Below are 24068 nucleotides of genomic sequence, written 5' to 3'. Positions count from 1 at the left end.
GCTCTATCATATTGATAAGTCGAGCATCTTTATCCGATCAGATGATTCCATCTGATCGGATGATGCTCTAGGTTCTGGACTCAACTGATCCATGATGTGACGGCGAGGACGAGGCAAATACCAGCGAGGAAATTTCGTGCGGTTTTGTCATATCGTGTGGCGATGGCGCGCCAGTCCTTGAGCCTACAGAAGGCGCGTTCGATGAGATTGCGCTTTCTGTAGGCGACGGGGTCGAAGTGCGGAATGGCGCGGCGGTTGGGCATGGGCGAGATCACCGGCCTGGTGCCTTGGCGGGTGAGGAAGGCGCGAAGATCATCAGCGTCGTAGGCTTTGTCGGCGATCAGCTCTTCTGGTGGCGGTATTGTGGGCAGAAGCGCCCTCGCGCCGCTGATGTCGGAGGCCTGTCCTGGCGTCAGGAGGAGTGCGGCGATGCGTCCCTGCTCATCTGCGACGGCGTGGATCTTGGTCGTCCGTCCACCCCTCGACCGGCCGATGGCCTGGCTTTGCGCCCCCCTTTACCGCCCGCGGCCGCGCGATGTGCCCGAACCGAGGTGCTGTCCACCATGGCGATGCGCGGCGGATCCGCGCAGGCGACAAGCGCCGCGAAGATCTCCTGCCAGAGGCCACGCTGGCTCCAGCGGTTGAACCGGTTGAACACAGTGGTTCGTGGCCCATAGGCCTCAGGAAGCGCTCGCCATCGCAAGCCCTCGCGAAAGCGATGCAGGATGCCGCTCAGCACCCGGCGGTCATCAACCCGAGGCTTGCCGCCAAGCTTCGGCAGCAATGGTTCGATCGCAGCCCATTGCGTGTTGTTCAGCCAGAAAAGTTCCGCCATGTTCCAAGTCCTCCAAACAGACTTGAATCAGACGCCCCGTAGTCATGGCAATAGGTACAGAACCTAGAGCACTTTCCGATCCTGATGGATCGGATGTCGTGCTCTATCATATTGATAAGTCGAGCATCTTTATCCGATCAGATGATTCCATCTGATCGGATGATGCTCTACGGGTTGCCGTAACCGCCGCCGCCGGGGGTTTCGATGACGACGGCATCGCCGGCGGCAATCGTCGCCTGGTCGCGGCCACCCATGGGCTCGATCCTGACCTCGCCGCCAACTTCCGCGCGCTCGACCCATTGCCGGCCGGCCGCGCCGGGGGCGCCGCCATCCATGCCGAAGGGCGGCACGGTGCGGCGCGAGGCGAGGATCGTCACGGTCATCGGTTCGAGGAAGCGCAGCCTGCGGCGCACGCCATCGCCGCCGCGATGCCGCCCGGCGCCGCCGGAGCCCCGCCTGATCTCGAAGGTTTCGACGCGCACCGGGTAGCGGAGTTCCAGCACCTCGGGATCGGTCATGCGCGTATTTGTCATGTGGGTATGGACGGCGTCGCACCCGTCGAAATCCGGCCCGGCGCCGGCGCCGCCGCAGATGGTTTCGTAATATTGGTGGCGGGCATTGCCGAAGAGCAGGTTGTTCATCGTCGCCTGCGCCGAGGCGACGACGCCGAGCGCGCCGAGCAGCGCCGCCGTCACCGCCTGGCTGACCTCGGTATTGCCGGCGACCACCGCGGCACCGGGTGCGGGGTTGAGGAAACTGCCGGGCGGGATGATGATGGTCAGCGGCCGGAGGCAGCCTTCGTTGAGCGGGATTGCATCATCGACGAGGCAGCGGAACACGTAGAGCACGGCCGCGCGGGTGACGGCGGGCGGGGCGTTGAAATTGCCCTTGTGCTGCGGCGCGGTGCCGGTGAAATCGATGGTGGCGGTGCCGGCGGCGCGGTCGACCCTGATGGCGACCATGAGCCGCGCGCCATCGTCCATCCGGTAGTCCCAGCTGCCGTCGCGCAGCCGGCCGATGGCGCGACGGACCGAGGCCTCGGCGTTGTTCATCACATGCGCGGTGTAGGCGGCGACGGTGGGCCAGCCATACTGGTCGACCATGGCCCGGAACGCGGCGATGCCCGCTTCATTGGCGGCGAGCTGGGCCTTGAGATCGGCCACGCATTCATCGGGGTTGCGGGCCGGATAGGCGGCGCCGGAGAGCACCGCGCGCAGCGCCTCCTCCTGGAACACGCCGGCATCGACCAGCTTCATGTCGTCGATCACCACGCCTTCCTCTTCCAGCGTGGTGGCGAAAGGCGGCATCGACCCCGGGGTGCGGCCGCCGATATCGGCGTGATGCCCGCGCGACGCCAGAAAGCCGCGCAGCGTGGTGCCCGCATCGTCAAAGATCGGGGTAATGACGGTGATGTCCGGCAGATGCGTGCCGCCGTCGAACGGGTTGTTCAGCGCGATGGCATCGCCCGGCCCGAGCGCCGCGCCGCGGCGGCGCAGCACGGTCCGCACGCTTTCGCCCATCGCGCCGAGATGCACCGGGACATGCGGCGCATTCGCCACGAGATTGCCCTCGGCATCGAACAGCGCGCAGGAGAAATCGAGCCTCTCCTTGATGTTGACGCTGCTTGCGGTGTTGCGCAGCACCGCCCCGGCCTGCTCGGCGACGGCCATGAACATGTTGTTGAACAGTTCGAGGCGCACCGGATCGAGGCTGGCGTCATCGGCGCCGTTAGCCGCCCTGCCGGCGGCGCGGTGCGTGATGAGCAGGTGATTGTGCGGGGTGATCTTGGCGCGCCAGCCGGGCTCGACGATGGTGGTGGCGTTGGCCTCGCGCAGCATCGCCGGGCCGTCCACCGTATCGCCGGCGAACAGGGCCTCGCGGTCGAAGACCGGGGCATCGTGCCAGGTGCCGCGGCTGTAGAGGCGGATATGGTCGATCGGTTCCGGCCGGCCGGACGCGCGGGCGGGCAGAATCTGCTCTGTCACTGTCTCGCCCGGCGCCACGGCCTCGACCTCGACGCTCTCGACGATCAGCGCGCGGTCCGCCGCGACGAAGCCGAACAGGCGGCGATGTGCTGCCTCGAACGCGGCGCGCATGGCGTTTGCATCGTCCAGCGTCACCGGCAGGGGCGTGTCGGTGCCGGCATAGCGCAGCTGGACGCGGCGCAGCGTCCTGACGACGCCGGGATCGACCCCCTGCTCGGCCAGGGCGGTGGCGGCGGTGCGGGCGAGGCTGTCAGCCACCGCCTCGATCGCGGCCACGGAATCGGCGCTCAGTTCGCGTTCCACCGCCTGCTCGCGCAGCACGATCTGGTCGGCCAGACCCATGCCATAGGCCGACAGCACGCCGGCGAGCGGGTGGATCAGGATGGTCCGCATGCCCAGCGCCTCGGCGACGAGGCATGCGTGCTGACCGCCGGCGCCGCCGAAACAGGCGAGCGCGAATGCCGCCGGGTCGCGCCCCTTCTGGATCGAGATCTGCTTGATGGCCTGCGCCATATGCGCGACGGCGATGCTGATGAACCCCTCGGCGATGCGCTCCGGCGTCTGCGCGGTGCCGGTCGCGGCGGCGATTTCGGCGGCCAGCGCGGTGAATTTCTGCTCCACCACCGCTTCATCCAGCGCCTCGTCATGGGTGGGGCCGAAAATCTTCGGGAAGTGATGCGGCGCGAGCTTGCCGAGGAAGAGATTGGCGTCGGTCACGGTCAGTGGACCGCCCAGCCGGTAGCAGGCGGGGCCGGGATTGGCCCCCGCACTGTCGGGCCCGACGCGCAGACGGGCGCCGTCGAAGCCGAGAACCGAGCCGCCGCCGGCGGCGACGGTGTTGATCGACAGCATCGGCACCCGCAGCCGCACGCCGGCGATTTCGGTCTCGAGGCTGCGCTCGTAGGCACGGTCATGGATCGCGACATCGGTGGAGGTGCCGCCCATGTCGAAGCCGATGATGCGGTCGATCCCGGCCATCTGAGCGGTGCGGACGGCGCCGACGATGCCGCCGGCCGGGCCGGAGAGGATCGCATCCTTGCCGGTGAAGTGATGCGCCTCGGCGAGGCCGCCATGCGACTGCATGAAGAACAGCCGCGCGCCCGGCAGGCCGGCGGCGACACGATCGACATAGCGGCGCAGGACGGGCGAGAGATAGGCATCCGCCACCGTGGTGTCGCCGCGCGGGACCAGCCGGAGCACCGGGCTGACCGCATGGCTCGCGGAGATCTGCCGGAAGCCGAGATCGGCGGCGAGTTGCGCGAGCCGCTTCTCATGCGCCGGATGGCGCCACGCGTGCATCCGCGCGATGGCGACGCTCTCGATCCCCGCCGCCCGCGCGCCGCTCAGCGCCGCGATCGCCGCCGCTTCGTCGAGCGTCTCGATCTCGGCGCCATCGGCGCCGATGCGCCCGCCGATTTCGGCCACGCGCTCGTAGAGCATGCTCGGCAGCCGGATGTCGAACGCAAAGAGGTCGGGCCGCGCCTGGGTGCCGATCCGCAACACATCGCCCAAGCCGCGATCGGTCAGCAGCAGCACCCGCGCGCCCTTGCGCTCGAGCAGCGCGTTGGTGGCGACCGTGGTACCCATCTTGACCGCCTCGATCGCATCCACCGGCACCGCATCGTCCGGCCCGAGGCCGAGGCAGCGACGGATTCCGGCGATCGCCGCGTCATCGTAGCTGCCGGGGTTTTCGGACAGCAGCTTGAGCGTCCGCCGCGCGCCGTCAGGTGCGATCGCCACGATATCGGTGAAGGTGCCGCCGCGGTCGATCCAGAATCGCCAGCGGGACGCGGGTTCGGATGAAGCGGTCGCCGGTCCGGTCTGCATGCGGGTTCCTCCCCTGCCGGGCACCCATTGCGAGCGAGGGCACCATTCATATTTTTTATTGACGATTTATCGATAAATTGTCAATGTTAGACCGCAATAAAATCGAGGAGGCGGTCTTGGCGGCAAAACCCGGACGCAACGCGGCGCAGGAAACCGCGCGCAAGGCGACGACAGAGCCCGTGGTGTCTTCCGCGCATCTGGCGGCGGGCCGATCGCCCGGATTGTCGGCGGTGGAATTCGGCCTCAACCTCGCGACGATGGCCTATCAGCGCTGGATGGTCCGCTGCATGGCGGCGGCCGGGCTGCCGGGGCTCTCGCCGCTCGAAGTGCTGATCCTCCATACCGTCCGCCATCGCGACCGGCCGAAGCAGATCGCCGACATCATGCTCGTGCTCGATATCGAGGAGACGCATCTCGTCACCTACGCGCTGCGCAAGCTGGCGGCGGCCGGGCTGATCGAGGTCGAGCGCGCGGGCAAGGAAAAGCGGGTGAGCGCCAGCGCCGCCGGCATCGCGCTCTGCACCCGCTACGGCGAGATCCGCGAGCGGCTGCTGGTCGAGGCGGCTGCCGCGACCGGGCCTGGCGAGGCTGCACTCGACGAGGTAGCAACGGTTCTGCGTGCCCTGTCCGGCATCTATAACCAGGCGGCGCGCGCGGCTGCGACATTCTAGAGCATTAACAACATAGCGCACGACAGCCGATCCGACAGGATCGAAAAGTGCTCTAACAACGCAACAGTCCAACAACCGGAGGAAACGACAATGGCGAGCGAGACAAACGTGGAGGAGGCCGCTTCGCGCGGCGGGCTGGGTGATTTTTTCAGGGAGATGAACCCGGTGGAGTGGCGCACCTTCCGCGCCTGCGCCAGCGGCTGGGGCCTCGACGGGATGGATTTCATGATCTACCCGCTAGTGATCGGCACGATCATGCATCAATGGTCGGTCGCACCCGGCCCGGCCGGGCTGGCGGCGACGCTGACCCTGCTGGCCTCCGCCGTCGGCGGCTGGATTGCCGGCTACGTGTCCGACCGCATCGGCCGGGTGAAGGTGCTGCAGATCACCATCCTGTGGTTCTCCGCCTTCAGCCTGCTCTCTGCCCTGGCGCAGAATTTCGACCAGCTCGTCATCACCCGCACCCTGCTCGGCTTCGGCTTCGGCGGCGAGTGGGCGGCCGGCGCCATCCTGATGGGCGAGGTCATCCGCCCGGCCTATCGCGGGCGCGCGGTGGGGTCGGTGCAATCGGCGTGGGCGGTGGGCTGGGGGCTTGCCGTACTGTCGCAGGCAATCGTGTTTTCGCTGGCCCCCGCGGCGATTGCCTGGCGGGTGATGTTCGCGATCGGCGCGTTGCCGGCGCTGCTGGTGCTCTATCTGCGGCGCAACGTCGCCGAGCCGGAGATCGCCATCGCCGCGCGGCGGAACGCCTCGCCGGGACCGCTGGCGATCTTCGGGCGCGAAACCCTTTTCGTCACCATTCTCGGCGCGCTGCTCTCCACCGGCGCGCAGGGCGGCTATTACGCCATCACCTTCTGGATGCCGACCTTCCTGAAGGTGGACCGGCATCTGAGCATCGTCGGCACCACGCCCTATCTCGCGGTGCTGATTCTCGGCAGCTTCGCCGGCTACCTGACCGGGGCCTGGCTGTCCGACCGGCTCGGGCGGCGCATGTTGTTCCTGATCTTCTCGGCGGGCGCGATCGTCACCATCGTCGCCTATACCCAGATCGACATTCCCAACGATGCGATGCTGATCCTCGGCTTTCCCGTCGGCTTCTTCGCCAGCGGCTATTTCTCGGGCATGGGGCCGTTCCTGACCGAGCTGTTCCCGACCCGCCTGCGCGGCTCGGGCCAGGGGTTCTGCTACAATTTCGGCCGCGGCCTCGGCGCGCTGTTTCCGGCGCTGATCGGCTTTCTCACCAAATCGGTGGGCTATGGCAACGCCATCGCGATTTTCGCGGTTGCGGCCTACAGCCTGTTCTTCCTTGCCGCGCTCGCCTTGCCGGAGACACGGGGGCGCGTGCTGACCGCGTAAGGACGCGGCAGAGCCACAGCGAAAGTCGCGCGCACCCTCCTGCGGGTGCGCGCGGCGGCTACACGACGAGGCCGCTCTCCGCGTCGAGCAGGTGCATCCGCGCCATGTCCGGCGCGAGCGGGAGGGTGGCGCCCACCGAAGCCGGCGCGTGCGGATCGACCCGGGCGCAGGCGAAGGTTTCGCCGATGCGGAAATAGAGCAGCGTATCCGCGCCCAGCGGCTCCACCACCTCGACCCGGCAGGGCATGAACCGCTCCGCCGGTGCTGCGGCATCGGCGAGGCCGAGATTTTCTGGCCTGATGCCGAAGACCATCTTTTTCTCCCGGTGCGGCAGGTATCGCGCGACGCGCTCCTGCGGCACGCCGAGTTCGGTGCCGTCGGCAAGGCGCAGCCGCAGCCCGGCCTCGTCGCCGGCCAGCGTGCAATCGAAGAAATTCATCGGCGGACTGCCGATGAACCCGGCGACGAAGCGCGACACCGGGCGGTGATACAAATCATCCGGCGTACCGATCTGCTCGATCCGCCCGTGATTCATCATCACGATCCGGTCCGCCAGCGTCATCGCCTCCACCTGGTCGTGGGTGACATAGATCGTCGTCGCCTGCACGGTCTGGTGGATACGCTTGATCTCGGTGCGCATCTGCGCGCGCAGCTTGGCATCGAGATTGGACAGCGGCTCGTCGAACAGGAAGACCTGCGGATGCCGCACGATCGCCCGGCCCATCGCCACGCGCTGGCGCTGCCCGCCCGAGAGTTCCTTGGGCTTGCGCCTGAGGAAATCGCCGATGCCGAGAATCCGCGCCGCCTCGTTCACCCGCGCATCGATATCGGCCTCGGTGTGGCCGCGCACGCGCAAGCCGAAGGCGATGTTCTCGAACACGGTCAGATGCGGGTAGAGCGCGTAGTTCTGGAACACCATCGCGATGTCGCGGTCGCGCGCCGGCAGGTCGTTGACGACGCGATCGCCGATGCGGATCTCGCCGCCGGTCACGCTCTCAAGCCCGGCGACCATGCGCAGCGTCGTCGTCTTGCCGCAGCCGGAGGGGCCGACGAGCACGACGAACTCCCGATCCTCGATCTCCAGGTCGATGCCCTTCACCGCCTGCAGCGCGCCGCCATAGGATTTGACGACCTGTCGCAATGATACGTGTGCCATGATCGCGGTTGCGCTTCCCCGTTTCCTGTTCCCGTTTTGCCCCGACGTTCCGACCCGGCGGCGATGGGCCGCGCGGCCGGATGGAAATTCATCGTTGCCTCTTTCTGTATGTTTTGTATAAAATACGCCAACGGACAAGATAAAATCCCTTGGGAGGAACGCAGATGACGGAATTTTCTCGCCGGCGCCTGATGCAACTCACGGCCGCCGGGGCGCTCGCCGCCGGTGTGGCGCCGGACATCGCCATGGCCGGCTACAAGCCGATGCTGCCGATCGAAAAGGGCGCGCACCTGCAGATGCTGCGCTGGACCGGCTTCGTCGGCGCCGATGACAAGCAATGGAAGCTGAACTCCGAAGCCTTCACCAAGGCGACCGGCGTGCCGGTCTCGATCCAGGAGATCAGCTGGGACGAGGTGCAGGCGAAATCCGGCCTCGCCGCACAGCTCGGCTCGGGCCCCGACATCATCATGGGCTTCTACGACGATCCGTTCATCTATCCCGACAAGCTGGTCGACGTTTCCGACGTCTGCGGCTATCTCGAGAAAACCTATGGCGGGTTCTACAACATTGCCCGCACCTACGGTTATGACGACGATCAGAAGCGCTGGATCGCGGTGCCGATCGGCGGGCCGGGCGATGCGGTCGCCTATCGCGAAAGCTGGGTGAAGGAAGCCGGCTACGACACCTTCCCCAAGGATTTCGACGGCTTCCTCGATCTCTCCCGCAAGCTGAAGAAGCAGAACCACCCGATCGGCCTCGCCCTCGGCCATGCGGTCGGCGACGCCAATACCTGGACGCACTGGGTGCTGTGGGGCTTCGGCGGCAAGCAGGTCGACGAGAACAACAAGGTCACGATCGAATCGAAGGAAACCTACGAGGCGCTGAAATACGCCAAGGCGCTGTATGAGACGATGATTCCGGGCGTCTCCTCCTGGCTCGACATCAACAACAACCAGGCCTTCCTCGCCGGCCAGATCAGCGCGACGATCAACGGCATCAGCATCTGGTATGTCGCGAAGGAGAAATTCCCCGAGATCTACAAGGACACGCGGAACGCGCCGATGCCGGTCGGCCCGGTCGGACATCAGACGATGTTCAACCTGTTCTCGCAGGCCTTCATCTTCAAGTATTCGAAATACCCGAACGCGGCCAAGGAATATCTCCGCTTCATGTCCGAGAAGCCGCAGATGGCGCCGTGGCTGACGGCGATGTTCGGCTATGTCACCCCGGCGCTGAAGGACTATGCGAAACTGCCGGTCTGGACCTCGAACCCGAACATCACCCCGTATCGCGACGCGCTGGTGGACAACCTGCCCGAAGGCTATGCCGGCAAGCCCGGCCGCGCCGCCGCCACCGCGCTGAACGATTTCGTCATCGTCAACATGTTCGCCGATGTCTGCGTCCACGGCACCGCGCCGCAGGAGGCGGCGAAACGCGCCGCCCAGCAGCTTCGCGAAATCTACGGCGCCTGATCCGACGGCCGGCAGGGCAAGCGCATGTCATCGTCGTCGCCTGCCCTCGCCGGCCGGCCCAGCGGCTCGTGGCTCCGGCGGATGCTGGACCGGCCGAACGTCCTCGGCCTGATCCTCGCCGCCCCCGCGAGCCTGATCCTCATTCTTCTGCTCGCCTATCCGCTCGGGCTCGGCATCTGGCTGAGCCTGAGCGACGCGGTGCTCGGCTCGCCGGCGCATTTCGTTGGCCTGCGCAACTATATCCAGCTGTTCCACGACCCCGTCTATCAGGGCGCGATCTTCTACGCGCTGATGTACACGATCTGCTCCGAGGCGCTGAAGCTCTTCCTCGGGCTCGGCCTCGCGCTGCTGCTCAACCGCCGCTTCCGCGGCTACCGCGCCGCCCGCGCGATCATGCTGCTGCCCTGGGTCGCGCCCACGGTGCTCGCAGCATTGGCCTGGAACTGGCTGCTCAACCCGCAATTCTCGGCGATCAGCTGGCTGCTGATGAAGCTCGGCCTGATCCACAGCTACATCAACTTCCTCGGCGAAACCTGGCCGGCGCGCATTTCGCTCATCGTCGTCAATGTCTGGCGCGGCATTCCCTATTTCGCGATGGGCTATCTCGCGGGGCTCACCGCGATCCCGAAGGACTTGATCGAGGCCGCCTCGATCGACGGGGCGACGCGCTTCACCATCTTCCGCCGCATCATCTGGCCGCTGCTGCTGCCGGTGACGACGATCCTGCTGTCGTTCTCGACGATCTGGACTGTCACCGACTTCCAGCTGATCTGGACGATGACGCGCGGCGGCCCGCTGAACGCGACGCAGGTCTTCACCACCCTCGCCTATCAGCGCGCGATCAATGGCGGCACGCTCGGCCAGGGTGCCGCGATCGCCGCCTCGGTGATCCCGATCATGCTGATCCTCGCCTTCATCGCCCTGCGCTCGACACGGGAGGGACGCTGACATGACCGACCGCGCCGGCTGGCGGCTCTGGCTGCCGCTCGGGCTGATGCTGCTCTTCCTGCTGCTGCCCTTCTACTGGATGGTGCTGACGGCGTTGAAATCGCAGCCCGAGCTGCTGAACACGCCGAACCCGTGGTGGGTCTTCCACCCCACGCTCGGCAACATCATCGGCCTGCTCACCACCACGGAATATCCGCGCTGGTTCGCCAACACGCTGTTCGTCTCCGCCGGTGCCACGCTGCTGAGCGTCACGGTTTCCTTCTTCGCCGCCTTCGCCATCGTCCGCCTGCGCTTCTTCGGCGCCCGCGCGCTCTCGACCGCGATCTTCTTCTCCTATGTCGTGCCGCCGGCGATCCTGTTCATCCCGCTCGCCTCGGTGCTGATCAAGCTGCACTGGTTCAACAAGCTCTGGGCGCTGATCCCGATCTACGCGACCTTCCTCGTCCCCTTCTGCACCTGGCTGCTGATCGGCTTCCTGCGCTCGATCCCGCGCGAGCTGGAGGAGGCGGCGCTGGTCGATGGCGCGAGCTGGCCGCGCATCATGTTCCGCGTCATCCTGCCGCTTTCGGTGCCGGGCCTGATCTCGTCGACGATCTTTTCCTTCACCCTGTCGTGGAACGAATATCTCTACGCGCTGATCTACATGTTCTCATCGTCGAACAAGACCATATCGGTCGGGCTGACGACGGAGCTGATGCGCGGCGACGTGTTCCAGTGGGGCCAGCTGATGTCCGGCGCGCTGCTCGGCACGCTGCCGGTCGTCCTCGTCTATTTCTTCTTTGTCGAATACTACGTCGCCGGCATGTCCGGCGCGCTGAAAGACTGACCGGCCGGAGCATCGTTATCCGACCAGATGATTCTATCTGATCGGATGATGCTTAACGCTCAACGATAATCGGAGCATCTTTATCCGACCAGATGAGTCCATCTGATCGGATGATGCTTAACGCTCAACGATAATCGGAGCATCTTTATCCGACCAGATGAGTCCATCTGATCGGATGATGCTTAACGCTCAACGATAATCGGAGCATCTTTATCCGACCAGATGAGTCCATCTGATCGGATGATGCTCCTTGCATCAGGCGGCGCGCTTGTCGAACCAGCCTTCGAGCGCGGGCAGGATGCGGCCGGCGGTCTGGAACCCGTGGGTGACAAGGGAATAGCGTCCGTCGTCGCCCTGGCCCGCGATCAGGGTGGGAAAGCCGCGAACGCCGGCGCCCTGCGTGAGTTCGAAATCCGCCCAGGTCTCCTCGATGGCCGCATCAGAGGTGAACTCCGCCCGGAACCGGTCGGGATCGACGCCGATCTCGCCGGCGAGCCGGACCAGGGTTTCGGTATCCGTCACGTCCTGGTTTTCGGCGTAGAAGGCGCGGTGAATCCGCTTCAGGGCGGCCAGCGCGTGCTGCATGCCTTGCCGCCGAATGACCGCGATGGCCCGGCACGGCGGCTCGGTGTCGTAGACGAAGCGGGGACGGTCGAAGAACGCGAAATCGAAGTTCTGGCCCGATGCCTCGTGGACATGTTCCCAGTGGCTGCGGACATCGGCGCGGCTGCTGTCATCCATCGGCTCCACCGTGCGGGGCCGCAGGCCGCCGAGCACCAGCCTGATCGGCAGGTCGTCGCCGAATTTTTCGGTGATCGCGTCGATCACCGGCGAAAAGCCCCAGCACCAGGAACACATAGGGTCCGCGAAATAGACGAGGTGGGGTCCCTGCATCGGGGCTCTCCTTAGGGGTTGGCGTCGCCACGGCACGGCGGCAGGTTGATTTAGAACGATTGATCTAATATATATATTCACGACCCTCCGCCAAAATCAAGACGGCCCCGCGATCTCGGTGGCGATCGGGAGAAGGATGGGACGGTTCGCCGCTGCCGGCACTGAGGGCGCGCGTGCCGGTGTCCATGCTGTGCCTGGACACCGGCGGATCGGCGCGTCAGGCCACGCCGTCATGCACCGTGCGGGGCGACACCATCCGGCATCGCCCCTGCCGGTCAGGCGGCCTTGCGCGCCCCGAGTTGGCGATAGAGCGCGGTTTCGAAATCCATGTAACCGGTGAAGGACGCAGGGTCAGCGAAAGGCAGGATCTGCGTCGCCCAGAACCCGCCGACGCCGTTTTCCCGATCGATCCAGTAAAACAGGTTGGCGAGGCCCGCCCAGCCGATCGCTCCGGCGGGACGGCCGGTCGGCGCCGCCTCGTCGTTCACCATGAAGGAGTAGGACCAGGATTTCGACAGGCCGGGGAAGAACTCGGCATCGTTCGAGAGCGAGGGGATCACGCCCGGCAGCACCCGGATCTTCTTGTCGCCGAGATGATTCCGCACCGCCATGGCCACGGTTTCGGGCTTCAGCACCCGGCCGTGCGGCCCGTCGCCGTCGTTCAGCCACATCCGGATGAACTTCATGTAGTCCCCCACCGTGCTGTAGAGCCCGTGCCCGCCCATGTGGATTTCGGGCGTATTGGTGAGTTCGAACGGCATCGGCGCCGGCGAACCGTCCGCGCCGCGGGCGTGCATGCCAGCACAGCGCGCGCGCAGGGCATCGGTGATCTCGAACGTCGTGTCGCTCATGCCGAGCGGCTTGAAGATGCGCTCCTGGCAGACCTCGCCCAGCCGCTTTCCGGTGATGGCCTCGATCACCTGGCCGCACCAATCCATGTTGCTGCCATATTCCCACCGCTCGCCCGGATCGAACAGCAGCGGGGTGCGCAGGGCGGCTTTCGAGGCGGTGATGACGCTCGGCAGACCCTGCTCCTGGGCCAGCCGGTTATAGGTTTCGTTGAAGAAATCGTAGCCGAGGCCTGCGGTATGCAGCAGGAGCATCTTCGTGGTGATGTCGCGTTTCGGCGCCCGCAACTTCGGCGCGCCGCTGGCATCGAACCCTTCGATGACCTGCAACGCCCCGATCTCCGGCACATAGGTCCGCGCCGGGGCGTCGAGATCGAGCAAACCATCCTCGACGAGTTGCAGCGCCGCCGTGCCGGTGACGGCCTTGGTCGTGGAGAAGATCGCGAACACCGTGTCGGTCGTCATGGGCTGTTGTGCGCCCATTGTCCGCACGCCGGCGGCACCCTCGTAGATGTTCGCCGTGCGGTCGGTGGCCATGGCGACCACGCCCGGCACGCCCGGCGTTGCGCCGACGACACCGTTGAGAATGGCATCGGCCGCGGTTTTGAAATCTGCACTCATTCTGGTTCCTCCCTTGATGGATCTTGCTGGCAGCGAGCCCCGCGCCGTCCTCGGCGCCGCCGTCGCGTTCGCAGGCGATCTCTGGCGGGGACGGACGCCGGACAACTGTTCATTATTGGTTGTCAGCCGTAACACGACGATATCGGGGCGGAAAGCGCCGCTTTCGCCCCGCGCCAGTCGCTGCCGCGGCCAGTGTTCGAAAATGCAACAACCATGACCGCCGCCGCGGCGGCCGATGTTGTTGCCGGGGCCAAACTCCGCAACACTTTTCAAGCGGCGGCCCGCGTCATGTCGATGGCGCCGCTCTCGCACGATCGGATGGGGAGGCACGAATGAGCGCGTATTACGGACAGGACCTGCATGGCCCCTTCGAGATGTTCGATCTCGGGGATTTCGTGCTCGAGGATGGCGGCACCATTCGCGGCGCCAAGCTCGCTTTCGCGACGCATGGCCGCCTGTCGCCGGCCAGGGACAACGCGATCCTGATCCCGACATGGTATTCGGGCACCAGCAAGATCATGGAGCAGACGCTGGTCGGGCCCGGCCGGGCGCTCGATCCGGAGCGCTATTTCATCATCATCGCCAATCAAATCGGGAACGGCCTGTCCTCGTCGCCGCACAACACCGAGGGGGCGTTTCACGGGCCCGATTTCCCGAGCGTGCGCATCGGCGACGACGTCGTCGCACAGCACCGTCTCGTTACCGAAAAATTCGGCCTTGAAGCGTTGCAACTGGTCGTCGGCGCGTCGATGGGCGCGCAGCAGACCTATGAGTGGGCCGTGCGCTATCCCGACTTCGTCAGGCGAGCCGCGCCGATTGCCGGCACGGCGAAGAACAAGCCGCATTGCACGCTGATCGGGCAGAGTTTCATCGACGCGCTGACGTCAGACCCGGCCTTCCGCGATGGCCATTATGCGCATGCGGGCGATGTGCGGGCCGGCCTGATCCGCCACGCGCGGGCATTCGCGCTGACCGGGTTGTGCCAGGAGTTCTATCGCCTCGAACTCTGGCGCGACCTCGGCTTTTCCTCGCTCGACGATTTCTTCGTCGGGTTTCTGAACGCCTACTTCCTGCCGATGGACCCGAACAACCTGATCCTGATGGCGCGAAAATGGCAGCGCGGGGACGCGAGCCGTCATGCCAATGGCGATCTCGCCGCTGCACTCGGGCGAATCCGGGCAAGGACCACGGTGCTCGCGCTGAGTTCCGACATCTTCTTCCCGCCGGCCGATTGCGAGGAAGATGCGAAGCTGACGCCAGGCGCCGCGTTCAGGGTGATCGCCACCAGGTTCGGCCATGCCGGTCTGTTTGCGCTTGAGCCGACCTTTGCACCGCAGGTCGATGACGCGCTGAAGGAATTGCTGGCAGCGCACTGAGCGCGGCCGAGCATCATGGCCACGCTGGCAGGGCTTATGCCGTGCGCATGCCGTATGTGGCGAGGAAAGAAACGAAAAACGACGACCATGCCAATCTTTGCATGGTATCCCGTACCGGATTCGAACCGGTGTTGCCGCCGTGAAAGGGCAGTGTCCTAGGCCTCTAGACGAACGGGACGCCGTGGCCGCTAGATAATCGAGTTCGCGCGCTTCATCAAGCGCCGCCATGCGGTTTTCCGGCGGGGCGCTGCCGGGCCCGCGCCGCCTCGCGCCGGCCGCTGCGGCAGGCGTCGGAACAGAATTTGACCGTCTCCCAGCTGCGCGCCCATTTGCGCCGCCAGGCGAAGGGCCGGCCACAGGCCTCGCAGATCTTGCTTGGCAGGTCTGCCTTGCGCTGCATCGGCGGTTCAGTGCGCTGTGGCGGCGGTGCCGGCGACCCGGCCGTTCCGCGGGTCGATGAACACGATCTCGCTGCCTTGGCCGTTGCGCAGCAGCACGGCCACGAGCCCATCCGCCGCGGCAAGGCCGGTGACCTGCGCGCCCGCCCCGCCGGGCAGGACCACGGAGAAAGGCCGCGCCGGCCCGGCCGCAGCGCCCGCCGCCGGGGCGGCCGAAACAGCAGCGGCCGCTGGGGCGGCCGCGGGGCCCGGCGCGATCAACCGCTTTACCACGACCCCGATGACCAGCGCGGTGCCCAGCACGATCAATATGCCGAGCCCGATCACAAGGGCTTTCAGCCCCCGCAGATTCTGCGGGCCAGCCTCGCGTGCCGGCCGTGGCCGGATTGGTGTATCCTGCATTCGTGAACTCCGAAATCGACGCAGCCGCTCAAGACCTTCCACCCGCCGGCAGCCCGCCGGCGGATACGCCATCCTACGGGGGCGAGCCGTTCCACGCCACCGACGCCGATCGCGGCGAACGGCTCGACCGGTTTCTGGCCGCCCGCCTCGGGGACATGTCGCGCTCGCGGCTGAAGGCGCTGATCGAGGCCGGTGCCGTGACCTGCGACGGTGCGACACTCACCATCCCCTCGGCCGCGGTGCGGCCCGGCGCCGCCTATGCCCTCGCCCTGCCGCCAGCCGCGCCGGCAACCCCGGAGGGGCAGGCGATCGACCTCGCGATCCTGCATGAAGATGACGACCTGATCGTGATCGACAAGCCCGCCGGCCTCGTCGTTCATCCCGCGCCTGGCAATCCGGACGGCACGCTGGTCAACGCGCTGATCGCCCATTGCGGCGACAGTCTCGCGGGCATCGGCGGCGAGCGGCGGCCGGGAATCGTCCATCGGCTCGACAAGGATACGTCCGGCCTCATGGTCGCCGCCAAGACCGAACTCGCGCACCACGCCCTCTCCGCCGCCTTTGCGGCGCGGGAGATCGAGCGCGAATATCTGGCGCTGTGCTGGGGCGCGCCGCAACCGGCCGAAGGCGAGATCGAGGGGGCGATCGGGCGCGATCCACGCGACCGCAAGCGCATGGCCATCGTCACGCGCGGGGGCAAGCCGGCGCTGACACGCTATCGCACGCTGCAACGCTTCGGCCTGGGTGCCACGCTGCTCGCCTGCCGCCTCGCCACCGGCCGGACCCACCAGATCCGCGTGCATCTCGCCAGCTGCGGCCACCCGCTGGTCGGCGATCCGGTCTATCTCCGCCGTCGCCCGGCCGCCGCAAGCCATATCCGGCAACCGCAGCGCGACAGCCTTCTCGACTTTCCGCGCCAGGCGCTGCACGCCGCCATCCTGGGCTTTACCCACCCGCGCAGTGGCGCCGCGCTGCGCTTCGAGACCGCGCCGCCGGCAGATCTTGCAACATTGCTGTCACATCTTGCGGGTATGACCCATCCGGTATGACTGCAATACTGGACTTGAATAGTCCTTTTTGTTGACATGCAACCCTGAGGCGTAGTACACAAGCCACAGTCAAAGCCGGAGTTGGGGTTTGGCGGTCTGTCCTGCTGGTTACTGCCTTTTCAGGGGTTCTCGCGGGAGCGTGACAAGGCAAGATCGCTGACCTGAATATATACTCCGCTGGAATGGGGCTGGCATCACGAGGGTTCGGATTCTCCGCATCCATTTGTCTGCCGGCTCCGTAGAGATAGACGAAAGGAGCTACCAATGGCCTCTGGCGTCAGTACAATGGCCCCGAGCGAAGGCAACCTCGCCCGGTATCTGCAGGAAATCCGCAAGTTTCCGATGCTTTCTCCGGAGGAGGAAGACCGGCTTGCCCGCGCCTGGCGCGACAACAACGACCAGACCGCCGCACACAAGCTGGTGACGTCACATCTGCGCCTCGTGGCCAAGATCGCCATGGGCTATCGCGGCTACGGGCTGCCGGTGGGCGAGCTGATTTCCGAAGGCAATGTCGGGATGATGCAGGCGGTCAAGCGGTTCGACCCGGAACGCGGCTTCCGCCTCGCCACCTATGCGATGTGGTGGATCCGCGCCGCGATCCAGGAATACATCCTGCATTCCTGGTCGCTGGTGAAGATGGGCACCACGGCGGCGCAGAAGAAGCTGTTCTTCAACCTGCGCCGGCTCAAGGGGCAGATGCAGGCCATCGAAGATGGCGACATGCAGCCCGAACAGGTGGAGAAGATCGCCCGCGTGCTCGGCGTGCCCGAGCAGGACGTGGTGAGCATGAACCGCCGCCTGACCGCGCCCGACCACAGCCTCAATGCACCGATCCGCATGGATGGCGAGGGCGAGTGGCAGGACTGGCTGGTCGATGATGCGGACAGCCAGGAAGAGGCGATCGGCGATCACGAGGAAATGACGGGCCGCCGCGCGCTGCTCGCCACCGCCCTCAAGACGCTGAACGACCGCGAGCGGCACATCCTCATCCAGCGCCGCCTGAAGGACGACCCGACGACGCTCGAGGATCTCTCGCAGCAATACAACATCTCGCGCGAGCGGGTGCGGCAGATCGAGGTTCGCGCCTTCGAGAAGCTGCAGAAATCGATGAAGGCGCAGGTCGCGGAACAGCGCGCCGAACAGCGCCAGGCCCTGGCCGACCGCACCATCGCCTGATTTCAGATCCCCCCGGCATCGCTGGATGCCGGGGGTTTCAATGGCGGTGTTTCAATGGCGGTGTTCAGTGTTTCAGGCGGCCGCCCGCCATATCTCGCCATGCTCCTCAGCCCGCGCTTCCGCCTGCAGCTTGAGCAGATGGGCAAGCACGTTGCGCTCCGCGGCGATTTTCAACATCGGGTCCTGCTTGGCATAGAGCCGGGCGGCGATATCGGTCACCGTCGCGGGCCCGGCCCGCAAGGCTTCCAGGATGGCGGTTTCGCGCTTCCGCCGATGCGCCAGCATCTCCCGCACCAGGTCTCGCGGCTGCTCCAGCACCGGGCCATGACCCGGCAGGTACAGCACGTCCGACCGCCCGAGCAGGCGCTCCAGACTGTCGTAATAGGCTTTCATGTCGCCATCTGGCGGATTGACGATCGAGGATGACCACGACATCACGTGATCCGCGCTGAACAGGATCTCGCCGACCTCCGGCACCTGATAGGCGAAGGCGAGATGGTCGCTCGCATGGCCCGGCGTGTGCAGCGCGGTCAGCCCGGCGACAACATCGCCCTCCCCGATCGGGTGGTCGGGCTGGAACAGCTTCGTCGCCGGCCGGTGAAACCCGTATGTGGCAGCACCCGTGGCCGATTGCAGGCCGGCAGTGGCGCCCAGATGGTCGCGATGGGTGTGCGAGAGCACGATCCGCCGGATCGGCACCCCCGCCGCCGCCTCGACCACATCGCCCACATGGGTCGGGTCGTCCGGCCCGGGATCGAGCACCGTCAGGCCGTCTGCCGCCTCGATCAGCCAGGTATTGGTGCCATGATAGGTCATGACGCCAGGGTTTCGCGCCACGACCCGCCGGATTCCCGGCAATATGTCATGGGCTATGCCGCGCCGCGGCTCGGCCTCGGTCAGGAACGGCACGTCATCGCCGGGCCAGTTGCCCGCCTCGCGGTTTCAGGACAGGTGCAATGTTTCATTCATGAAGCTTAGACCGGTGCTGCCCCGCTTGACCAGCGCGCGGCAGCACACCCGGCAGACGGTTTGCCGGCCTTGCCCTCGATCGGACGAAGGCGGATGATCCCGCCGGGGCGAGAGCGCCAGCGCGCCGGCCCGCGATGACCACAGGGAGGGACGAATCATGTCGCAACACGATCTGGAAGCGCTCTGGGAAGCGCATTGCCGCTACGAATTCGAGACCCGCGATGTCGATGCGACAATGGCGACGATGGTTGCTGCCCCTTACGTCAACCACATCCCGACGATGACCGGCGGTGTCGGCCATGACCAGCTCAAGCGGTTCTACAAATATCATTTCATCGGAGCCAATCCGCCGGATACGGAAATGGTGCCGGTCAGCCGCACCGTGGGGGCCAGCAGCATCGTCGACGAGATGATCTTCCGCTTCACCCATACGTCCGAGATCGACTGGATGGTGCCCGGCATTCCGCCCACCTTCCGGCGTGTCGAAATCCCGCTTGTTGCGATCGTGCAATTCGAGGGCGACAAGCTGGTTCACGAGCATATCTATTGGGACCAGGCGTCGGTCCTGGTGCAGCTCGGCCTGCTCGACCCGGCAGGCCTGCCGGTTGCGGGTGCGGAGACGGCGCACAAGGTGTTGGACAAGAGCCGGAAGAGCAACGCGCTGATGGCCGCCTGGGCCAGCAGCGAGGGCAAGCCGATCTGAACCTCCGCCCCACGGCTTGAGCATCATCCGATCAGGTGGCCGGGATCGGATGTCGTGCTCTATCATATTGATAAAGATGCTCTAGTGGCGCAGATGCCGGGGCGGTATGTCCTCGAAGCTGATGCGACGGCTGCGGACGACGACCCGGCAAAGGTCGTCGAAACTTTCGACCACATCGGCACTGTCGAGGCCGATGGTGATGCCGAATTCCTCTTCCGCCTCCACGATGAGGCTGAGCGTCGCGATCGAATCCCAGTCCCGCACCGAAGTCATCGATGCGGCCGGAATTTCGTTCGGCGACAGGTCGGGGAACAGGCGGGCGAAGATCATTGCGACGCGCGCTGCGACGTCGTCAGACTGATCCGTCATCCTCACCACCGTCTCCTTCCCCGCCACGGACCTTGTCGCCGCAACGCGCGCCCATGCTTGTTCCCGCCTGGTCTGCGCGTGGCGCCGGCTCGGCTTCCTGCCAAAGAGAAAAGGCAGGCGAATCCGGCGCTGCGACCGGAGCAAACACGATTTTGCAAAATGATGAAATCAAATATTTGCCAAGTCTTGATCTCTGGCATGATCAATGTCCAATTCTGTCAGGCTGGGTAGGAAGCGTCGTCGATCTGGCAATCCTGCCCCTTTTGACCGATCGGCCGGTCAGATCCGGTCGTTTTATGCTCCAGAGTACTTTCCGATCCTGTCGGATCGGATGTCGTGCTGTATCATATTGATAATTTTAGCATCTTTATCCGATCGGATGACTCCATCTGGTCGGATGATGCTCTAGAAAAGTTCGAGTTCTCCCGAAGCGGTCGCGGCGGTTGGCTCCTTGACGCCGCTGAGGCGTTCGGCCAGGGCGCCAACGACAACGGCGCGCGCCGCCCGCCCCGGATCGATCGACCAGCCGTCCGGCAGGGCGAGCCGCAGATGTTCCATGAATGTCTGAAGCCCCTGCAATCGCTGGGTCAGGATGTCGAGCATCTGCGCTTCCTGCCGGTAGAGACTGCTCTGCGGCGAGGCGACGAGGGCTGGGCTCAGCACTTCCTGCATCCGCAGCGCATAGGCACCGAGATCGACGAGTTCTGCCTCGATGATCCCGAACAGCTCGTTCATGGTCATGCTGGAAGACATGGCTCCGAGCCTGGCTTCGGTGGAATCCTGGGGTGTCCGGTAGGCGGCCATGGCAGATATCCGTTCAGAACAGTTCGACCGCGCCGCTCGGCGGCGGCGCCTTGAGGGTGCGCAGATCGGGCTCGGCGCGCAGCACGGCAGGCTGATCTGCCGCCAGCAATGTCTGTCGGGCGCGCCCGGTGGCGGGCGAGAACTGGATGCGCCGACCGCGCTCGCCGCGCAGGCTGCCGCCGACGATCTCGATGCTTTCAGCGTTCAGGAACCGCTCCGCGAACTCGGCATTCAGACGGCCGATATCCGTCAGTCCCTTCACCAGGCAGGCGCCGCCGAACAGCTTCGCCTTGAGCCGCTCCCGACGCGCGCCATGCCGGAGCAGGTCGTTGATCAGCAACTCCATCGAATAGGCGCCGTAGCGCTGGGCCGCCCCGCCGCCGGAGCGGACGGAAGATTCGCCGGGGAGCAGGAAATGATTCATGCCGCCGATCGCCGCTGCCGGATCCCACAGGCAGGCGGCGACGCAGGAGCCGAGAATGGTACACAGCACGACATCGGGGTCGCGCTCGACCCGGTATTCGCCCTGCACGATGTTGATCCGGCGAGCCTGGTCCAGCGAGGGTGGGGCTGCAAGCGTCACGTCAGCGTTCCGAGCACGGCTTCGATCTTTTCCTTCAGCCCCTCGGTAGTGAAGGGTTTGACGAGGTAGTTGTTCACGCCATGCTCGACGGCACTCATCACCATCTGCTTGTCGGCCCGGCCGGTCAGCATGATGAACGCGGTCTTGCTGATTGGCCCGTGCGCGCGGATCGCCCGCAACAGGCTGAGGCCGTTGAACTTGGGCATGTTGTAGTCAGAGATCACGAGATGGATCGGAGTCTTGCGGGTCAGGAGCAGCTTGAGCGCTTCCTCGCCGTCCTCGGCCTCGATCACCTCGCCGATTCCGAGAGCTTCGAACCCAACCCGCGCGAGGCTGCGTATCGTCTGCTGGTCGTCGACGATAAGTATGCTCAACGAGCTGGCAACAGGCATCAGTTTGGCTCCCGGGTCATGGAGATGGCGTTGGTGCTTTTGATGACGTGATCGGCGATCGCGGGCAGCGGTAGCTGGCGGACCACGGCACCGGTTTCGAAAGCGGCTTTCGGCATGCCGTAGACGATCGAGGTTCCCTCATCCTGACCAATCGTCTCGGCGCCGGTCTCGCGCATCGCGGCCAGGCCCTCGGCGCCGTCGCGCCCCATACCGGTCAGGATCACTCCGTATCCGCGCCCGCGCGCGATCCGGGCGAAGGATGTGAACAACACGTCGACCGATGGCCGATGCCCGCTGACGCGCTCGCCATCGTGCAGGCGACAGTGCAGACGGCCGTTGTTCATCGTGCCGGCCAGTTCGAGATGCGCGTCGCCGGGCGCGACGTAGACATGGCCCGGCTGAACCGCGACGCCGTTCTGGGCCTCCATCACCGCCGGTGCACAGAGCCTGTTCAAACGATCGGCAAAGCTGCGGGTAAAGGCCGGCGGCATGTGCTGCACCACCAGGGTCGGCGGGCAATTGGCCGGAAAGCGCGACAGCACCTCGATCAGCGCCTCGACACCTCCGGTGGAGGCCCCGATCGCGATTACCCGCCCATCCGGCCGGAAATTGCCGGACGGGGCGGCCGAGACCGGCCGGGCCACGGTCGCTTCCCGCGGTCGCATCCGCAGCCTGGTCTTCGCCGCCGCCTTGATCTTTTCGCCCAGCAGGTCGAATTCGTGACGGTCACCGAGAGACGGCTTCGGCACGCAGTCGAACGCGCCGATTTCCAGGGCCTGCAGCGTTGCCCGGGCGCCTTCGGAGGTAAGGCTGGAAACCATGATCACCGGCGTCGGCCGCAGCCGCATGATTTTTTCCAGAAAATCGAGACCGTTCATATTCGGCATCTCGACATCAAGGGTGATCACGTCAGGATTGAGTTCCTTGATGGCGCTGCGGGCCTCGTAGGGGTCACCGGCTTCTCCGACGATCTCGATCTCGGGGTCGCGCCGGAGCGAGGCGGCGATGACGCCGCGCATCGTCGCAGAATCATCCACGATCAGAACACGTACCGTCATCCTTTCGTCCCCCGGGGCGCCATGAGCCGGTAGGTGGTGATCCCGTCGCTCCGGAGTGACGCCTCGGCCGGCCCGCTCACGCGTTCCGAGTGGCCGATATAGAGCGCGCCGCCCTCCTCGAGCAGCGGCACCATGCGGGCCCAGACCTGCTTTTGTGTTTCATCATCGAAATAAATTGCAACATTGCGGCAGAACACCGCATTGAACCGGCCGCGCATGGGCCAGTTGCCGATCAGATTCAGCGAGCGGAACGCCACCAGCGACCGGGCGGCCTCCGCGATCCGGAACTTGGGCGAATTGTTGTTGGCCGGCTCGAACCAGCGCTCGCGCAGGTCCGGCGGCACTGCGGCAATCTCGCCGGCGTCATACAACCCGGCCCGGCCGGTCGCGAGCATCGTGCGATCGATATCGGTGGCGAGAATCCGGATGTCGTAGCGCGGCGCCTCAGGCAGCAGGCCCAGCACGGTGAGCGCGATCGAATAGGGTTCCTGCCCGCTGGAGCAGGCAGCCGACCACAGCCGCACCCGTCCGCCGCTGCGCGCCTGGGCCAGGAGCGGCGGCAGGATGCGGGTACGCAGGTGGTCGAAATGATGCGGCTCGCGGAAAAACCGCGTGACATTCGTGGTCAGCGCGCCGAGCATTTCCTGTCGCTCGGCGCTCCCCGCCTTGCTTTCGACAAGTTCGCAATATTCGGCGAAGCTTTCCAGCCCAAGCGTCCGGATGCGCTTCGCCAGTCTCGAATAGACGAGAGTTGCCTTGGCCTCGGGCAGCGCGATGCCGGCTTCCTCGTGCATGATCCGGGCGATGGTGCGGAAATCCTCGCGCGTGAGGACATATTCCGCACCTTCGATGAGGCCCTCATTATCCCGCCGCGGTCGGGGCCGCAGGCTCATGCGGCTTCCCGTTCCACCGCCGGGAGAACATGATCGAGCGAGATCAGGCTGATCATCCGTCCGTCCACCGGCATCAGCCCGCGCACGAAACTCTTGACCACATCAGAGGCCACGTCCGGCGTCGGCTGGATCGCATTGTCGTTCATCGTCAGGATGTCGGACACGGCATCCACCAGCAGGCCGACCATCTGGCGGTCGATCTGCACGACAATGATGACGTGCCGCGCGGTCGGCTCCGAGCGGGGCAAGCCGAGCCTGACCGCGAAATCGACGATCGGCAGCACGGCGCCACGAAGGTTGATCACGCCGCAGATATATCCCGGCGACTGCGGCAGGACCGTGGCCGCCGTCCAGCCGCGGATTTCACGCACGGCCATGATGTCGACACAGAATTCCTGAACGCCGACCCGGAAGGCGATCAGTTCGCGGGCCCCGGACCCGCTGGTCATGACTTCAT

Annotated in this window: 24 protein-coding genes and 1 tRNA gene; 9 read left to right on the top strand and 16 right to left on the bottom strand. The window is 65.7% G+C overall.

Features of this window, described 5'->3' with window-relative positions; translation table 11 throughout:
* Positions 1-80: 80 nt before the first annotated feature.
* Positions 81-835 (bottom strand): IS5 family transposase gene (locus HUW10_RS12545; RefSeq protein ID WP_371808629.1). Its coding sequence is split into 2 segments (ribosomal slippage): positions 81-512 and positions 515-835, totalling 753 coding nucleotides; the frame shifts between segments, so codons are not numbered across the junction.
* A gap of 167 nt (positions 836-1002) precedes the next feature.
* On the bottom strand, positions 1003-4647 hold the full coding sequence (locus HUW10_RS12540; protein WP_174503814.1) for a hydantoinase B/oxoprolinase family protein: 3645 nt from the start codon (positions 4645-4647) through the stop codon (positions 1003-1005).
* A 116-nt stretch (positions 4648-4763) separates the two neighbouring features.
* Here HUW10_RS12540 and HUW10_RS12535 point away from each other — a divergent pair, with 116 nt between their 5' ends.
* Together HUW10_RS12535 and HUW10_RS12530 are read left to right on the top strand one after the other, a co-directional pair.
* On the top strand, positions 4764-5318 hold the full coding sequence (locus HUW10_RS12535) for a winged helix DNA-binding protein (protein ID WP_236656373.1): 555 nt from the start codon (positions 4764-4766) through the stop codon (positions 5316-5318).
* Positions 5319-5408: 90 nt separating this feature from the next.
* Complete coding sequence (locus HUW10_RS12530) at positions 5409-6674, top strand: MFS transporter (protein WP_174503813.1); 1266 nt, start codon at positions 5409-5411, stop codon at positions 6672-6674.
* Positions 6675-6732: 58 nt separating this feature from the next.
* Here HUW10_RS12530 and HUW10_RS12525 read toward each other — a convergent pair whose 3' ends face one another.
* Positions 6733-7830, bottom strand: coding sequence for an ABC transporter ATP-binding protein (locus HUW10_RS12525; protein WP_174503812.1), 1098 nt, complete (start codon positions 7828-7830; stop codon positions 6733-6735).
* A 164-nt stretch (positions 7831-7994) separates the two neighbouring features.
* Between HUW10_RS12525 and HUW10_RS12520 the strand changes: the two genes are divergently transcribed.
* From HUW10_RS12520 to HUW10_RS12510, 3 genes are read left to right on the top strand one after another with little or no spacing between them, the layout of a single operon-like run.
* The gene (locus HUW10_RS12520; protein ID WP_174503811.1) at positions 7995-9302 is read left to right on the top strand and encodes an ABC transporter substrate-binding protein; all 1308 of its coding nucleotides are present in this window, start codon (positions 7995-7997) and stop codon (positions 9300-9302) included.
* A gap of 24 nt (positions 9303-9326) precedes the next feature.
* The gene (locus HUW10_RS12515) at positions 9327-10250 is read left to right on the top strand and encodes a carbohydrate ABC transporter permease (RefSeq protein WP_174503810.1); all 924 of its coding nucleotides are present in this window, start codon (positions 9327-9329) and stop codon (positions 10248-10250) included.
* 1 nt (position 10251) lies between these two features.
* Positions 10252-11076, top strand: a complete 825-nt coding sequence (locus HUW10_RS12510; RefSeq protein WP_174503809.1) for a carbohydrate ABC transporter permease — start codon at positions 10252-10254, stop codon at positions 11074-11076.
* Positions 11077-11331: 255 nt separating this feature from the next.
* Here HUW10_RS12510 and HUW10_RS12505 read toward each other — a convergent pair whose 3' ends face one another.
* Both HUW10_RS12505 and HUW10_RS12500 read right to left on the bottom strand, forming a co-directional pair.
* Positions 11332-11970 carry a DsbA family protein gene (locus tag HUW10_RS12505; RefSeq protein WP_174503808.1) on the bottom strand — a complete coding sequence of 213 codons (639 nt, stop codon included), beginning with the start codon at positions 11968-11970 and terminating at the stop codon, positions 11332-11334.
* Between the two features lie 275 nt (positions 11971-12245).
* Positions 12246-13439: a serine hydrolase gene (locus HUW10_RS12500; RefSeq protein WP_174503807.1), complete on the bottom strand. Its 1194-nt coding sequence runs from the start codon at positions 13437-13439 to the stop codon at positions 12246-12248.
* A 332-nt stretch (positions 13440-13771) separates the two neighbouring features.
* On the opposite strand from HUW10_RS12500, the gene HUW10_RS12495 reads away from it, so the two are divergent.
* Positions 13772-14815 (top strand): alpha/beta fold hydrolase, encoded by a 1044-nt coding sequence (locus tag HUW10_RS12495; protein WP_174503806.1) that lies wholly within the window; start codon positions 13772-13774, stop codon positions 14813-14815.
* A 102-nt stretch (positions 14816-14917) separates the two neighbouring features.
* Here HUW10_RS12495 and HUW10_RS12490 read toward each other — a convergent pair.
* The 3 genes from HUW10_RS12490 to HUW10_RS12480 form a co-directional block, all read right to left on the bottom strand.
* Positions 14918-14993, bottom strand: a tRNA-Glu gene (locus HUW10_RS12490).
* Between the two features lie 36 nt (positions 14994-15029).
* Positions 15030-15215 (bottom strand): DUF2256 domain-containing protein, encoded by a 186-nt coding sequence (locus HUW10_RS12485; protein ID WP_174503805.1) that lies wholly within the window; start codon positions 15213-15215, stop codon positions 15030-15032.
* A 7-nt stretch (positions 15216-15222) separates the two neighbouring features.
* Positions 15223-15615 carry a DUF6476 family protein gene (locus HUW10_RS12480; RefSeq protein WP_174503804.1) on the bottom strand — a complete coding sequence of 131 codons (393 nt, stop codon included), beginning with the start codon at positions 15613-15615 and terminating at the stop codon, positions 15223-15225.
* Between the two features lie 2 nt (positions 15616-15617).
* Here HUW10_RS12480 and HUW10_RS12475 point away from each other — a divergent pair, with 2 nt between their 5' ends.
* Entirely contained in the window at positions 15618-16664 is a 1047-nt protein-coding gene (locus HUW10_RS12475) for an RluA family pseudouridine synthase (RefSeq protein WP_255540051.1), read from the top strand.
* 264 nt (positions 16665-16928) lie between these two features.
* Positions 16929-17840 (top strand): RNA polymerase sigma factor RpoH, encoded by a 912-nt coding sequence (gene rpoH, locus HUW10_RS12470; RefSeq protein WP_174503802.1) that lies wholly within the window; start codon positions 16929-16931, stop codon positions 17838-17840.
* Between the two features lie 72 nt (positions 17841-17912).
* Here rpoH and HUW10_RS12465 read toward each other — a convergent pair whose 3' ends face one another.
* Positions 17913-18749 (bottom strand): MBL fold metallo-hydrolase, encoded by an 837-nt coding sequence (locus HUW10_RS12465; protein ID WP_174503801.1) that lies wholly within the window; start codon positions 18747-18749, stop codon positions 17913-17915.
* Positions 18750-18966: 217 nt separating this feature from the next.
* On the opposite strand from HUW10_RS12465, the gene HUW10_RS12460 reads away from it, so the two are divergent.
* Positions 18967-19512, top strand: a complete 546-nt coding sequence (locus HUW10_RS12460) for an ester cyclase (RefSeq protein ID WP_174503800.1) — start codon at positions 18967-18969, stop codon at positions 19510-19512.
* An 81-nt stretch (positions 19513-19593) separates the two neighbouring features.
* Here HUW10_RS12460 and HUW10_RS12455 read toward each other — a convergent pair whose 3' ends face one another.
* The 7 genes from HUW10_RS12455 to HUW10_RS12425 form a co-directional block, all read right to left on the bottom strand.
* On the bottom strand, positions 19594-19881 hold the full coding sequence (locus HUW10_RS12455) for an acyl carrier protein (RefSeq protein ID WP_174503799.1): 288 nt from the start codon (positions 19879-19881) through the stop codon (positions 19594-19596).
* A 405-nt stretch (positions 19882-20286) separates the two neighbouring features.
* Complete coding sequence (locus HUW10_RS12450) at positions 20287-20685, bottom strand: hypothetical protein (protein ID WP_236656371.1); 399 nt, start codon at positions 20683-20685, stop codon at positions 20287-20289.
* A 13-nt stretch (positions 20686-20698) separates the two neighbouring features.
* Positions 20699-21268, bottom strand: a complete 570-nt coding sequence (locus HUW10_RS12445) for a chemotaxis protein CheD (RefSeq protein ID WP_174503798.1) — start codon at positions 21266-21268, stop codon at positions 20699-20701.
* Entirely contained in the window at positions 21265-21660 is a 396-nt protein-coding gene (locus HUW10_RS12440) for a response regulator (protein ID WP_174503797.1), read from the bottom strand. Before HUW10_RS12440 ends, HUW10_RS12445 begins: the two co-directional genes overlap by 4 nt.
* The gene (locus HUW10_RS12435) at positions 21660-22718 is read right to left on the bottom strand and encodes a chemotaxis response regulator protein-glutamate methylesterase (protein WP_174503796.1); all 1059 of its coding nucleotides are present in this window, start codon (positions 22716-22718) and stop codon (positions 21660-21662) included. The genes HUW10_RS12440 and HUW10_RS12435 overlap by 1 nt, the downstream gene beginning before the upstream one ends.
* On the bottom strand, positions 22715-23611 hold the full coding sequence (locus tag HUW10_RS12430; protein WP_174503795.1) for a protein-glutamate O-methyltransferase CheR: 897 nt from the start codon (positions 23609-23611) through the stop codon (positions 22715-22717). Before HUW10_RS12430 ends, HUW10_RS12435 begins: the two co-directional genes overlap by 4 nt.
* The gene (locus HUW10_RS12425; RefSeq protein WP_324482417.1) at positions 23608-24060 is read right to left on the bottom strand and encodes a chemotaxis protein CheW; all 453 of its coding nucleotides are present in this window, start codon (positions 24058-24060) and stop codon (positions 23608-23610) included. Before HUW10_RS12425 ends, HUW10_RS12430 begins: the two co-directional genes overlap by 4 nt.
* Positions 24061-24068: the final 8 nt, after the last annotated feature.

The organism is Acidiphilium sp. C61, from assembly GCF_905116885.1.
Taxonomy (GTDB): domain Bacteria; phylum Pseudomonadota; class Alphaproteobacteria; order Acetobacterales; family Acetobacteraceae; genus Acidiphilium.
This window is presented reverse-complemented; position numbering and strand designations above follow the sequence as displayed.